Source organism: Lutibacter sp. B1, from assembly GCF_012524075.1.
Lineage (GTDB): Bacteria > Bacteroidota > Bacteroidia > Flavobacteriales > Flavobacteriaceae > Lutibacter.
Window position 1 is genome coordinate 62,981 of the sequence record NZ_JAAZUI010000003.1, and the last position, 14,317, is coordinate 77,297.

A 14,317-nucleotide genomic window follows, 5' to 3' on the forward strand; every position below is an offset into this window, starting at 1 on the left:
GGGATTAAGCATGATGTAAATTTGGTTAGTTTATTTATATTTGTTCACAAAAAATCAAAAACATGAAAATATCTGACCATAATCTAAACGGAGAGCAAAAAAGAAATTTTGATCATTTTGCAAGTTTAGTGAAATTAGCTTTAGCTGATAATGTTATTACTGAAGGAGAAGAAAAGTTTTTAAAAAAATAGCAACCAAGTTTCATATTTTAGATGAAAAATATGACGAAATTCTAGCAAATCCAGAAAAATTTTGTGCGCACAGTTTGCATAATTACGATGAACGTATTGAACATTTATACGATTTAACCAAAATGATTTTTGCTGATAATGAAGTTACAGGAATTGAAGCCAAAGTGTTAAGAAAAATTTGTTACGGATTGGGTTTTCCAACAGATAATGTTGAAAAAGTAGTTGACGAAGCTATACATTTGGTTTTGAATGATAATGATTTGGAGGAGTTCACAAAAGCTGTAAAATATGTGAATAGAATCTAATTAAGTTTAATGTTTATATTGAAAAAAGCCGAACAATTTGTTCGGCTTTTTGTGTTTAAAATAGTATTTTGCAGTAAAATTAAACAAGTGCCAAACGCAACTTCATTTCAAGTATATAACGCATCTGCAGGGAGCGGAAAAACTTTCACATTGGTAAAAGAATATTTAAAAATTCTTTTACAAAGCACCAATACTTTTAAATTTCAGCAAATTTTAGCTGTTACCTTCACTAATAAAGCTGCTGGTGAAATGAAAGAGCGTATTATTGAGAATTTAAATGTATTTTCAAAAAACACAACAAATAGCATGTTATCGGTAATTTGTAACGAAACAGGCTTAACAGAAGAAACGGTTTTTATAAGATCTAAAGTAATTTTAAATGCAATTTTGCAAAACTATTCGGCATTTAATATTACAACAATTGATGCTTTTACACATAAATTAATCAGAACTTTTGCGTACGATTTAAAACTTCCATTAAATTTTGAGGTAGAAATGGATTCTAAAAGTTTGTTAAATGAAGCGGTTGATATTGTGATTTCTAAAATTGGAGATACTAAAGAGCTAACCGATTTGCTGGTAGCTTTTTCACTCCAAAAATTAGACGATGATAAATCTTGGGATATTTCTTTAGAACTCAAAACGTTTGCCGAAATTATTTTGAACGAAAATCATGCAAAGCATTTAAAAATACTTTCTAAAGTTTCGGTTGACGAGTTCAAAAAACTAAAAGAAAAACTTCAAAAAGAAAATAAAGAAATTGAGAGTGAGTTTAAAAGAATTGGAAACGAAGGCTTACATATTATCAATGGCATTGGTGTTGATTTTAAGGATTTTTATTACTCAATGATTCCAAATCATTTTCAAAATTTGGCAACTTCATTTCAAAAAGCAAGTTTTTTTGATCAAAGTAAGCTTAAAGAGAGAATTGATGAGCAAACATTTTATTCAAAATCGAAACCGGAAAATGTAAAAAGCGCAATAGATAGTTGTATTCCTCAATTATTGAATTTGTACAATCAATCAGAAGTTTTGTTTCAAAAGAAAACTTTGAACGATTTAATTTTAAACAGCTTGATTCCTTTGGCAGTTTTAAATTATATCAACAATGCATTACAAGAAATTAAAAATGAAAATAATGTTTTGTTGAATGCCGAATTCAATCAAATTATAAGCGACACCATTAAAAACGAACCTGCACCATTTATTTATGAACGGATTGGAGAAAAATACCGTTATTATTTTATTGATGAAATGCAAGATACATCGGAAATGCAATGGCAAAATTTAATTCCGTTAATTGACAATGCAATTTCATCAGAAAATGAAGCTGGTGAAAAAGGGCAGTTATTATTGGTTGGCGATGCCAAACAATCAATTTATCGTTGGAGAGGAGGTAAAGCAGAGCAATTTATTTCGCTATCAGCAACCGATGCAGGAAAAGCGAATAACCCTTTTTATGTAGAAAAAGAATTACAAAATTTAGAAACAAACTACAGAAGTTATTCAGAGATAATAGACTTTAATAATTCCTTTTTCAAACACATTTCACAATATTTAGCTAACAGCAGTTACGGTAAGTTGTATTTTGAAGGAAACAACCAACACACAAATGAAAATAAAGGTGGTTATGTTCAACTGTCGTTTGTAGAAAAACAAAATGATGATGAAGAAAAGGATTTAGTTTTCCCTAAAAAAGTATACGAAATAATTGAAAATTTAGACAGCTCTTTTCAAAAAAGTGAAGTTTGCGTATTGGTGCGTACTCGAAAACAAGGAGTTAACGTTGCTGAATATTTATCGGAAAATGGTATTGAGATTATTTCATCAGAAACTTTGTTGTTAAAAAATAACGCAAAAGTTGATTTTATAATAGATTTATTGAATGTATTACAAAATCCCTCAACCAAAGAATACAAAATAAAATTACTCTATTTTTTGTACGAATACTTGCAATTAAAAGAAGATAAACATTTGTTTTTAAATAGATTTATAAACTACTCGAATGTTCAATTTTTTGAAGAATTGAAGCAATACAACGTGTATTTTAGCTACAATGAGTTTGTTCAAAATCCGTTTTATGAAAGTATTGAATATATCATCAGAAATTTCAATCTGGCTCAGGAGTCAGATTCTAATATTCAGTTCTTTTTAGATGTGGTTTTTGAATTTCAGCAAAAGAAAAAAGCATCAATTGGTGATTTTTTAGAATATTGGGAGTTAAAAAAAGACGCGTTAAGCATTGTTGCTCCTGAAGCAAAAAATGCCGTGCGAATTATGACGATTCACAAAGCAAAAGGTTTGGAATTTCCGGTAGTTATTTTTCCTTATGATATTGATATTTACAGACAAATAAACCCTAAAGTTTGGTATAATTACACACAATCAAACACTATAAAATCTATATTGTTAAATTATAGTGCCAAATTAAAGTATATAGACGAGCAAGGAATACAATTATTTGACCAACAAAAAGAAGAATTGGAGTTGGATAATTTTAATATTTTATATGTTGCTTTAACAAGAGCAGTTGAACAATTGTATATAATATCAGGTAAAAAGACATCAAATAAAAAAGAAGAAAAGCTTAGCTCAACAGCCGATTTCTTTATCAATTATTTAAAGAAAATTGAACAGTGGAACGAAAAACAAAACGAGTATTGTTTTGGAACTTCAACTCGAACAGATGTTATTTCCAAAAGAGATGAAGAAACAATTTTTCAACAGAGCTTTATTAATAATTCATGGAAAAATCACAATATTTCAATTGTTGCAAATTCTTCTTTATTATGGGATACGGAAAAAGGAAAATCAATTGTTTATGGTAATTTGATACACGAAATTTTATCAAAAATAAAAACTAAAAATGATATTTTAGAAACGGTTCAACAATATCTTTATAAAGGCATAATCACTATAAGCGAACAGGAAGAAATAACAGAAATCTTATATAAAATAGTGAATCATAAGCAGCTTTCAATTTATTTTGAACAAAATAACAAGGTTTTTAATGAGCAAGAGATTGTAACTAAAGAAAAGAACATTATTATACCTGACAGATTGGTAGTTAGAGAAGAAAAACTAACAATTATTGATTATAAAACGGGAAAATATGATAAAAAATATCATGATCAAATTAAAAATTACGCCAAAACGTTAGAGAATTTAGATTTTGAAATCGAAAAAAAATTACTGGTATATATTAACAATCAAATTTTGGTGGAAGAAGTTTAAATTGAATTAAATTTGTAAAAAAACAATAACAATGTACGGTACAATTCAAAAATATTTGCAAAACGAACTGCAAGAAATTAAAGATGCAGGACTTTATAAAACTGAACGGATAATAACCTCGTCGCAAGATGCAGTGATTAAAATTAGCACAGGTGAAGAGGTGATTAATTTTTGTGCTAATAATTATTTAGGATTGTCAAATAATCCGGAAGTTATCCAAGCTGCAAAAGAAGCAATGGATTCTCATGGCTTTGGAATGTCGTCGGTTAGATTTATTTGTGGCACACAAGATATTCATAAACAATTAGAGCAAAAAATCGCCGATTTTTATCAAACTGAAGACACAATTTTATACGCTGCGGCTTTTGATGCAAATGGAGGCGTTTTCGAACCGCTTTTATCTCAAGAAGATGCTATTATTTCAGATTCTTTAAACCACGCTTCCATAATTGATGGTGTACGCTTGTGTAAAGCGGCTCGCTACAGATATGAAAATAACGATATGGCATCGTTAGAAGAACAACTTATTGAAGCCAACAAAAACAAGCATCGATTTAAAATTATTGTTACAGACGGGGTATTCTCTATGGATGGAATTGTAGCAAGCTTAGATAAAATTTGTGACTTGGCTGATAAATACGATGCTTTAGTTATGGTAGATGAATGTCATGCTGCCGGATTTATAGGGAAAACAGGTAGAGGAACACTTGAGTTAAAAAATGTGATGGGTAGAGTAGATATTATTACCGGAACATTAGGAAAAGCATTAGGAGGAGCAATGGGAGGTTATACAACAGGTAAAAAAGAAATTATTGAAATGCTGCGTCAACGTTCCAGACCTTATTTATTTTCAAATTCTTTAACACCTGCAATTGTTGGAGCTTCATTAAAAGTTTTCGAAATGATATCTAACGACACTTCACTAAGAGATAAATTGGAATGGAACACAAATTATTTTAAAAATGCTATGAATGAAGCCGGATTTGATATAATTAAAGGAGATTCGGCTATAGTACCTGTGATGTTATACGATGCTAAACTTTCTCAAGATATGGCAAATATGCTGTTAGAAGAAGGAATATATGTGATTGGTTTCTTCTATCCTGTGGTACCAAAGGGTAAAGCAAGAATTAGAGTACAATTGTCAGCAGCTCATACTGAAGAACATTTAAAAAAGGCCGTAAAATCTTTTATTAAGGTTGGAAAAAAACTCGGAGTAGTATAAAAATCACAAAAAAACTATAGATTTTAATATAATTTTGTATTTTTGTCGTTATAATTGAGCTTTTATGGCTTATATTTGTGAAAAAAGAAAGAACATTAAATTTAAATTTTTGAAAATGAAACATTTAAAAGTAGCCTTATTGGCTTTATTATTGATTACTGGTTTCAGCAATGTAAATGCACAAGATGAAAACAATCCTTGGGCAATTGGTTTTGGTGTAAACGCAGTGGATTTCTATCCTACAAATTCAGGAGATCTTCCTGGAAAATGGTATGATGAATTTGCAAACGCAGACGATCATTACAACATTTTACCTGCAATTTCAAAACTTACAGTTGGCAGATACTTAGCTGCAGGTTTTAGTTTAGAAGTAGGAGGTACTTTAAACAAAATTGAAAAAATCGGTGATTTTGAAGCTGATGATTTATCATTTTTTGCTGTTGATGGTACTGTAAAGTACGATTTAAACAAACTTATCGGTGAAACTGCTTGGTTCGATCCTTATGCTTCTGTTGGTGGAGGTTATACTTGGATGGACGATTGGGATACTGGTACATTTAATGGTGGAGCAGGTTTCAATGTTTGGTTTACAGATAACTTAGGTTTAAATTTAGAAACAAAATATAAACACACTTTCGAAAGTAATATTATTCAACATTGGCAACACTCTGCTGGTATAGTTGTTAAATTTGGTGGTACTGACACTGATGGTGACGGTATTTTTGACAAAGATGACGCTTGTCCAGAAGTATTCGGTTTAGCTGAATTTAAAGGTTGTCCAGATTCTGATAATGATGGTATTATCGATTCAGAAGATGCATGTCCTAATACTGCAGGTTTAGCTGCATTAAACGGATGTCCAGATGCTGACGGTGATGGTATTGCTGATAAAAGCGATGCTTGTCCAAACGAAAAAGGAACAAAAGCAAACAATGGTTGCCCTGATACTGACGGTGACGGTGTAATTGATTCTAAAGACGAATGTCCTTCAGTTGCTGGTCCTGTTGCTAACAATGGTTGTCCTTGGCCAGATGTTGATGGTGACGGTGTTTTAGATAAAGATGATGATTGTCCAAAAGTAGCTGGTACTGTAGCTAACAAAGGTTGTCCTGAAATTACTGCTGTTGAAGTAGCTAAATTAGATGAGTTATTTAAAACAGTATATTTTGATACAGGAAAAGATACTTTTAAAGCTGATACTTATTCTAAATTAGATACAGCTGCTGAGATAATGGCTAAATATTCTACTGCTAAATTCGCAATCGGTGGTCACACAGATAGCGTAGGTAGTGCTACTTTAAACCAACAATTATCTGAAAAAAGAGCTAATGCTGTTAAAAAATATTTAGTTTCTAAAGGAGTATCAGAAAGTAACTTAACTGCAACAGGTTATGGTGAAGATATGCCAATAGCATCTAATAACACTAGAGCTGGTAGAGCTGAAAACAGAAGAGTTGAAGTAAAATTGATCAAATAATTGATTTTATAAAACATAAATTAAAAAGCCATTCATTTTTGAATGGCTTTTTTTTTGAAAAAATATTTTTGTGTTCTGATTTTTACAGCTAAATTAGTAAAAATTAAAAGTATGAAAATGAATATATTATCTAAAAAAATTACGCTAATAATCTTTTTCTTAATATTCATATCAGATTTAAGAAGTCAAGATAAAGACAATCCTTGGGTTATCGGGTTTGGAGTAAATGCAGTAGATTTTTATCCAACGAATATTCATGGCATGAAATCCGAAGCTGGAAATTCAACTAAATGGTTTGATCAATTTTTTAATTTAAATGATCATTATAATTATATATCAGCTCCAAGTAAATTAAGTATCGGAAGATACTTAAATGAAAGTTTTAGTGTAGAATTAGCAGGTAGTATTAATAAAATTAAGAAACTAGGTAGTATTAAGTTAGACAAAAGTATTTCATACTATGCAATTGATGCTAATATAAATTATAATATAAATAAGATTATAGGAAAAACATCTTGGTTCGACCCTTATGCAATTATGGGAGGAGGTTTTAATGCTAAAACAGGAAATAGTAATGGTTTGCCATTTAAAAATTATGGGTCATTTAATAGCGGAGTAGGAAGCAAAATATGGCTGTATAAAAAACTAGGAGTTAAAATACAAACTATATATAAACATTTTTTTAATGACGGATCTTACCCGCATTTTCAACATTCAGCAAGTATAATATACAAATTTGGAGGTTACGATGAAGATAATGATGGTGTTTTTGATAAAGATGATGTATGTCCGGATGTTTTTGGATTGGTTGAGTTTAAGGGGTGTCCAGATTCTGATGAAGACGGAGTGCCTGACTCTGAAGATAATTGTCTCAATGTTTATGGTTCAGTTAAATTAAATGGGTGTCCAGATTCTGATGAAGATGGCGTAACTGATGAACTGGATAACTGTCCTTATATCAAAGGAGAAATAAAACACAATGGTTGTCCTGATACTGATGGTGATGGAATTATTGATCAGCGCGATGGCTGTCCAACCGTAGCAGGTCCTCTTTCTAATAATGGCTGCCCTGAACCAGATACTGATGGTGATGGTGTGATAGATAGATTAGATAAATGTAAATTTGAAACTGGTCCAGCCGATAATAATGGCTGCCCGGTTGTAATTGATAATAATTATGAAGAATTAGAAGCAAAATTGGTTGAATTAGCACGTGGTATATTATTTGTTTCAGGGTCTGATAAATTTTATACCAAAAATGAGGATCAACTAAATCAAATAGCTGGCTTAATGAATGATCATAATGATTTAAAATTTCAAATCCAAGGGCATACAGATAGTGTAGGATCTGAAGAGACTAATCTTCAGTTATCTATAAAAAGGATAAATAAAGTTGTAAATTATTTGGTTTCACAAGGAGTAGATAAATCTAATTTAAGTACAAAAGGTTTTGGAGAATCTATGCCTATAGCAACAAATGACACTGCTGAAGGAAGAACAAAAAACCGTAGAATTGAAATTAAAATTGTGAATTAAAATATTTTAAAAAAATAGTAATAAAGTCATTTCTTTTGAGATGGCTTTTTTATTTTTATAAAATATAAAAAGGCTATATGAAATCATTTATTTCTAATGTTGTTGAGGATGTTTTAAACAAAAACAAAAATTATAATAACTTAATATGTGTACTTCCAAGTCAAAGGGCATGTGTTTTTTTAAAAGAAGAACTAATAAATAGCATACCTAAAACTTCATTTTTGCCTAAAATTATTAGTATTGAAAACTATATACAGGAGTTAGCTGATATCAGTTTAATTGACAATACTCAGTTGCTTTTCGAGTTTTATAGCATATATAAACAAAAAATCAAAGAAGAAAATATAGACAGTTTTGACTCATTTTCACAATGGGCTACCATTGCTTTGCAAGATTTTAATGAAATTGACAGTTATTTGATAGATACTGAGGTGTTTTTTTCTAACCTAAAGGATATTAAAAAGTTAAACAATTGGTTTCAAAATAAAAAACCAACAAAACTGGCAATAGATTATTTACAATTTTTTGAATATTTAGATGAATTATATACTGAACTTTATAAAAAACTTAAAGATAATAAAGTTGGTTATCAAGGTTTAATTTACAGAGAAGCCAAAGACAATTTAGAGTTTTATATTAATTCGCATTCAAAAGAGCATACTGTTTTTATAGGTTTTAATGCTTTAAACAATGCCGAAGAATTAATAATTCAAGAGTTGTTGTTGGCAAATATGGCATCAATTTATTGGGATGCTAATGAGGCAATGTTAAAAAGTACTAATGGAGCAGGAGTTTTTTTAAGAAAGTACAAAAACGAATGGAGTTATTATAAAAACAATCCTTTTTTGTGGATTGAAGATTTTACTGCTTTCAAAAAAAACATCCACATAATTTCTGTACCCAAAAATATAACTCAAATAAAATATGTAGGAGAGTTGTTGTCAAACTTTACAGACTTCTCTAAAACAGCATTGGTTTTAGCAGATGAAAGTTTACTTACACTAGCGTTAAATTCTCTTCCAAACAATGTTAAAAATATAAATATTACTATGGGATATCCTTTAAAAGATATTCCGATAGCAAGTTTATTCGAAAAGTTTTTTAAACTTCATTTAAATCAAGAAAAATTCAATAAGGTATCTGAAGGTGAATTTTATTATAAAGATGTTCTAAACCTTTTAAATGATCCTTTTTTAAATAAATTTGAGAGTGATTTACTTCAAAAAACAATACGTAAAATTAAAAGTGAAAACAGTATATTTTTATCGGTGGCGTCACTTCAAAAAAATCTTTCTGAAATAGAAAAAACGAATATTGTTTTTTCATTATTTTACATTTCTTCAAACATAAACAATGTAATAAATAGTTGTATTAAGTTTATAAATCAATTAAAAGATGTTGTTACGGGTATTGAAAAAGAATATTTGTACAGGTTTTATAATACGTTTAAACAATTACAAAGCCTTAATACAGAATACAATCATATTGACAATTTAAAAACCTTGTATTTATTTTTCAATCAACTTTTAAGTAATGAAAAACTATCTTTTCAAGGGGAACCTTTACAAGGACTTCAACTTATGGGAATGTTGGAAACAAGAGCTTTGGATTTTGATACAGTTATAATTACCTCAGTTAATGAAGGAGTTTTACCCGGCGGTAAAAGTGAAAATTCATTCCTTCCTTTTGATATTAAAAAGCATTTTAATTTACCAACTTATCAAGAAAAAGATGCTATTTTCTCATACCATTTTCAGAGGTTGTTACAAAGAGCAAAAAATGTTTATTTAGTGTATAATACGGAAACAGATGGTTATGGAGCGGGTGAAAAAAGCCGTTTTATCACTCAGCTTGAAATTGAAAACCTTAACTTAATTAAAACAGCTGTAAGTCCTAAAGTTCAACCATTAGAACTACCTGAAAATACTATTAAAAAAACACCGGAAGTATTAATTAAATTAAAAGAAGTTTTTGAAAAAGGCATTTCGCCTTCAGCTTTGGCAACATACATATACAACCCAATGAGTTTTTACGAGCAAAAAGTACTAGATATTAGCGAAGACAGCGAGGTTGAAGAAACAATAGAAGCAAATACAATGGGCTCGGTTATTCACGATGTTTTAGAAGAGCTTTATTTTCCTTTTTTAAATAAGTTTTTAAAAGAAGAAAATATTGTTGAAATGAGAGGGAAAATAGATGAATTACTCAATAAATATTTTGATAAACATTATGTAAAAGGTAATATTTTAACGGGTAAGAATAAACTTATTTTTGAAGTTTCTAAAACCTACATACATAAATTTTTAAAGCAGGAATTACAGTTGTTAAAACAAAATAAACAACTAAAAATACTTGCTTTAGAAGAAAAACTAGAAACTGAAATAATTATAGACGGAATTGATTTTCCTATAAAATTAAAAGGAATTGTTGATAGAGTTGATGAGTTGGATGGAATTACTAGAATTATTGATTATAAAACCGGAAAAGTAGAAGCAAGTCAATTAAAAATACCGGATTTTAGTGTAATTTCAACCGATTATAAATACACAAAGGCGCTACAGGTAATGATGTATTCTTTAATGTATTCAAAAGAAAAATCAACTCAAATTATAAATCCTATTGAAGCAGGAATCATTTCCTTTAAAAGTTTAAACAGTGGTTTTTTAAAAATGAATTTTTCCGATAAAAGAGGAGTTTCCGAAAGCTTAATTTCTTTAGAAAAAATTGAAGAGTTTTCTGTCGAATTAAACACAATAATAAAAGAAATCTTAAATCCTGAAATACCTTTTATTCCAAATAAAGATTTACCATTTTAAAATTAAAAGCATGAAAGATCTACGCAATTTAACAGTACAAAGTTCTCATCACAACAAACCAATTTTAACCGATATTTTTTATAACGATGATAAAATAAAAAAGCCAATTGTTATATTTTGTCATGGATATAAAGGTTATAAAGATTGGGGTGCGTGGAATTTAGTTGTAAATGAATTTACAAACAACAAATTATTTTTTGTAAAGTTTAATTTTTCTCATAATGGTGGAACTATTGAAAACCCGATTGATTTTCCTGATTTAGAGGCTTTTGGAGAAAATAATTTTATAATTGAGTTAAACGATTTGGAAGATGTTATTAATTATGTAGTGGAGAATCAAGATTTTAAAGATGAAATTGACCCAACTAATATCACTTTAATTGGCCATTCTCGCGGAGGTGGTACGGTGGTTATAAAAGCATCAGAAAACAATAAAATATCGAGAGTAATTACGTGGAACGGTATTTCCGATTTTGGTTCAAGATTTCCAAAAGGCAAAGAATTGGAATACTGGAAAGCTAATAAAATTGGCTACATTTTAAATGCACGAACCAACCAAAAAATGCCACATTTGTATAAATTCTACGAAAATTTTAAAGAAAATGAAGAGCGTTTAACTATTAAAAATGCAGTTCAAAAACTAACAATTCCTCATTTAATTATTTATGGTGAAATAGATGATGTTGTACCTCCGGTTGAAGCTGAAAATTTACATTCGTGGAATCCGAAAAGTGAATTGATTTGTATTGAAGAAATGAATCATGCTTTAGGATGTGTGCAGCCTTGGAAAGAATCAAAAATGCCTTTTCATTTAGAAAAAGTTGTTAAATTAACTATAGATTTTATTCATAAAAAGTAAAAGCTGTTTAAGGTAAATGAAAATTGAAAAAGCTTCAAACAATGATTTAGTGCAATTATTTGAAATCACAAAGAGTTGTGCGTTAGATTTAACTGAAAAAGGTATTTTTCAGTGGAATGAGCATTATCCTTCTATTGAAGTTTTGCAAAACGATATTGATTTACATCAAATTTGGAAATTAAGAGATGAAACTACTATTTTTGGAATAATTGTACTTACTGAAATTGAAGACAAAGAGTATAAAAACGTAAAATGGCTCACAAAAAACAGTAAAAATTTATACATTCATAGGTTAGCTGTGCATCCAAAATTTCAAGGAAAAGGGTATGCGCAAAAACTAATGGATTTTGCCGAAAATTATGCTGAACAAAACAATTACAGTTCAATTAGGTTAGATACCTTCAGCCAAAATAAAAGAAATCAAAAATTTTATGAGAAGCGTAACTATAAAAGACTCGAGAATATTTATTTTTCCAAACAAAGCGAATACCCATTTTATTGTTATGAAAAAGTTTTAGATGTATAAAGAATCCAATATAACTTTTAAAGGAATTAATAAGTTGGCAATTCCCGCTATTATTTCAGGTATTGCCGAGCCTTTATTGTCTATAACAGATACTGCCATTGTTGGTAATATTCAAGTAAATCCAACAGAAGCATTGGCTGCAGTTGGTATAGCAGGCTCATTTATTTCGGCTTTGGTGTGGATATTGGCACAAACACGTTCAGCAATTTCTGCAACAATATCCAAGTATTTAGGAGCAAAAAAATTAAATGAGATTGAAACCTTACCGGCACAAATTATAGCCATAAACTTTTTGTTAAGTACTCTAATTTATATTGTAACACTCTTTTTTGTACAGCAAATTTTTATGTTGTACAATGCACAAGGTTTAATTTTAAATTATGCTGTAGAATATTATAAAATTAGGGCTCTTGGATTTCCTCTAACTCTTTTCGTATTTTCAGTATTTGGAGTTTTTAGAGGTTTGCAAAATACTTTTTGGCCTATGGTAATAAGCATTGTAGGAATGGTTTTAAACATTGTTTTGGATTTTGTTTTGGTATACGGAATTGATGGTTTATTAAACCCCATGAATGTAAAAGGAGCTGCTTGGGCAAGTGTTATAGCTCAGGGAGTAATGGCAATGCTTTCTTTGGTTTTGTTGCTTAAAAAAACGCCTTTCAACTTAAAATTTGTGTTACCTTTTAATAAAGAAATTAAAAATTTACTTTCTATAAGTTTAAATTTAATAATTAGGGCATCTGCCTTAAATGTGGCATTATATTTGGCAAATTCTTTTGCTACAAAATATGGTAACAATTACATTGCTGCTCAAACAATTGCTTTCCAAATTTGGTTGTTTTTTGCTTTTTTTATTGATGGGTATGCCAGTGTTGGCAATATAGTTTCGGGGAAGTTATTGGGTGAAGAAAATTATGAAAAACTATGGAAATTAAGCGTAAAACTAAGTCGCTATTCCGTTGTAATAGCAGTTTTATTATCGCTTTTTTGTGTAATGTTTTATTTTCCAATAGGGCGAATGTTTTCTCAAGATGCGTTGGTACTGCAATCGTTTTACAGTATTTTTTGGATTGTACTTGTAATGCAACCTTTAAATGCTGTAGCATTTGTTTTTGATGGTATTTTTAAAGGACTGGCTGAAGCTGTAACACTTCGGAATTTACTATTAATTGCAACATTTTTAGGGTTTACACCGGCACTTTTAATAGGAGATTATTTTAATTTGAAACTCTATGGTGTTTGGATTGCTTTTACAGTTTGGATGCTTTTAAGAGGAGGTATTTTAGTAATTAAATTTAGGAGAAAATATTTGTTTAAAAACGCGTAACTTTGAAATTATGAGCAACGGAAGTTTATACACACACATTCAAAACAATATAGCAACAGTTGAGTTTTCTCATCCTGCAAGTAATTCTTTTCCCGGGGAATTGTTAGAAAGATTAACCAAGGTTTTTAATGAGCTAAGCATTAATAAAGATGTTTATGTAATTATTTTAAAAAGCGAAGGGGATACTACATTTTGTGCAGGAGCTTCATTTAATGAATTAGTTACAATTTCTAATTTTGAAGAAGGAAAACGATTTTTTTCAGGTTTTGCCAATGTAATTAATGCGATGCGAAAATGCTCAAAATTAATCATCGGGCGTGTACAAGGCAAAGCCGTTGGCGGAGGCGTTGGTTTGGCTGCAGCCTGCGATTACTGTTTTGCTACCGAGCAATCTTCTGTCAAATTATCAGAGTTTACCATAGGTATTGGTCCGTTTGTAATTGGACCTGCAGTTGAACGTAAAATTGGCTTGTCCGGCTTATCAGAATTAACCTTAGATGCCACAAGTTGGCAAAGTGCTTATTGGGCAAAAGAGAAAGGCTTGTATGCGAAAGTTTTTGAGACAATTAAGGAAATGGATACCGAAGTTGATAATTTGGCTTTAAAACTCTCTAAATACAATCCTGAGGCATTAAGTGAAATGAAAAATGTTTTTTGGGAGAGTACTGAAAATTGGGACGAGTTGTTGGAAAACAGAGCGGAAATTAGCGGAAAGCTGGTTTTATCAGAATTTACTAAAAACGCATTGCAAAAATTTAAAAAATAATCTCTTTTTATTAGTTGATTTAGAAAATGTAAATCAACACTTTTCAGCAACATTA

General features: G+C 29.9%; 11 protein-coding genes. All 11 read left to right on the forward strand.

Features of this window, described 5'->3' with window-relative positions; all coding sequences use genetic code 11:
* The first annotated feature begins 62 nt into the window (after nt 1-62).
* The 11 genes from HGB55_RS15570 (at nt 63) to HGB55_RS02680 (ending at nt 14,262) form a co-directional block, all read left to right on the forward strand.
* On the forward strand, nt 63-191 hold the full coding sequence (locus HGB55_RS15570; protein WP_256368413.1) for a hypothetical protein: 129 nt from the start codon (nt 63-65) through the stop codon (nt 189-191).
* A gap of 74 nt (nt 192-265) precedes the next feature.
* A complete protein-coding gene (locus tag HGB55_RS02635) occupies nt 266-496 on the forward strand; it encodes a hypothetical protein (RefSeq protein WP_168814385.1) in 231 nt (76 codons plus the stop codon).
* 87 nt (nt 497-583) lie between these two features.
* Entirely contained in the window at nt 584-3,730 is a 3,147-nt protein-coding gene (locus tag HGB55_RS02640) for a UvrD-helicase domain-containing protein (protein ID WP_168814387.1), read from the forward strand.
* Between the two features lie 31 nt (nt 3,731-3,761).
* On the forward strand, nt 3,762-4,955 hold the full coding sequence (gene kbl, locus HGB55_RS02645) for a glycine C-acetyltransferase (RefSeq protein ID WP_168814389.1): 1,194 nt from the start codon (nt 3,762-3,764) through the stop codon (nt 4,953-4,955).
* Between the two features lie 115 nt (nt 4,956-5,070).
* Nucleotides 5,071-6,432 carry an OmpA family protein gene (locus HGB55_RS02650; RefSeq protein WP_168814391.1) on the forward strand — a complete coding sequence of 454 codons (1,362 nt, stop codon included), beginning with the start codon at nt 5,071-5,073 and terminating at the stop codon, nt 6,430-6,432.
* 117 nt (nt 6,433-6,549) lie between these two features.
* Nucleotides 6,550-7,968, forward strand: a complete 1,419-nt coding sequence (locus HGB55_RS02655) for an OmpA family protein (protein ID WP_168814393.1) — start codon at nt 6,550-6,552, stop codon at nt 7,966-7,968.
* 77 nt (nt 7,969-8,045) lie between these two features.
* Nucleotides 8,046-10,784, forward strand: coding sequence for a PD-(D/E)XK nuclease family protein (locus HGB55_RS02660; RefSeq protein ID WP_168814395.1), 2,739 nt, complete (start codon nt 8,046-8,048; stop codon nt 10,782-10,784).
* Nucleotides 10,785-10,794: 10 nt separating this feature from the next.
* Entirely contained in the window at nt 10,795-11,643 is an 849-nt protein-coding gene (locus HGB55_RS02665; RefSeq protein ID WP_168814397.1) for a S9 family peptidase, read from the forward strand.
* A gap of 16 nt (nt 11,644-11,659) precedes the next feature.
* Nucleotides 11,660-12,169: a GNAT family N-acetyltransferase gene (locus tag HGB55_RS02670; protein WP_168814399.1), complete on the forward strand. Its 510-nt coding sequence runs from the start codon at nt 11,660-11,662 to the stop codon at nt 12,167-12,169.
* Entirely contained in the window at nt 12,162-13,496 is a 1,335-nt protein-coding gene (locus tag HGB55_RS02675) for an MATE family efflux transporter (RefSeq protein ID WP_168814401.1), read from the forward strand. Before HGB55_RS02670 ends, HGB55_RS02675 begins: the two co-directional genes overlap by 8 nt.
* A 10-nt stretch (nt 13,497-13,506) precedes the next feature.
* The gene (locus HGB55_RS02680) at nt 13,507-14,262 is read left to right on the forward strand and encodes an enoyl-CoA hydratase/isomerase family protein (protein ID WP_168814403.1); all 756 of its coding nucleotides are present in this window, start codon (nt 13,507-13,509) and stop codon (nt 14,260-14,262) included.
* Nucleotides 14,263-14,317: the final 55 nt, after the last annotated feature.

Coding starts and splice junctions, on each gene's coding strand:
- HGB55_RS15570 (WP_256368413.1), top strand. CDS start 63: ATGAAAATATCTGACCATAATCTAAACGGAGAGCAAAAAAGAAATTTT.
- kbl (WP_168814389.1), top strand. CDS start 3,762: ATGTACGGTACAATTCAAAAATATTTGCAAAACGAACTGCAAGAAATT.
- HGB55_RS02650 (WP_168814391.1), top strand. CDS start 5,071: ATGAAACATTTAAAAGTAGCCTTATTGGCTTTATTATTGATTACTGGT.
- HGB55_RS02655 (WP_168814393.1), top strand. CDS start 6,550: ATGAATATATTATCTAAAAAAATTACGCTAATAATCTTTTTCTTAATA.
- HGB55_RS02660 (WP_168814395.1), top strand. CDS start 8,046: ATGAAATCATTTATTTCTAATGTTGTTGAGGATGTTTTAAACAAAAAC.
- HGB55_RS02665 (WP_168814397.1), top strand. CDS start 10,795: ATGAAAGATCTACGCAATTTAACAGTACAAAGTTCTCATCACAACAAA.
- HGB55_RS02670 (WP_168814399.1), top strand. CDS start 11,660: ATGAAAATTGAAAAAGCTTCAAACAATGATTTAGTGCAATTATTTGAA.
- HGB55_RS02675 (WP_168814401.1), top strand. CDS start 12,162: ATGTATAAAGAATCCAATATAACTTTTAAAGGAATTAATAAGTTGGCA.
- HGB55_RS02680 (WP_168814403.1), top strand. CDS start 13,507: ATGAGCAACGGAAGTTTATACACACACATTCAAAACAATATAGCAACA.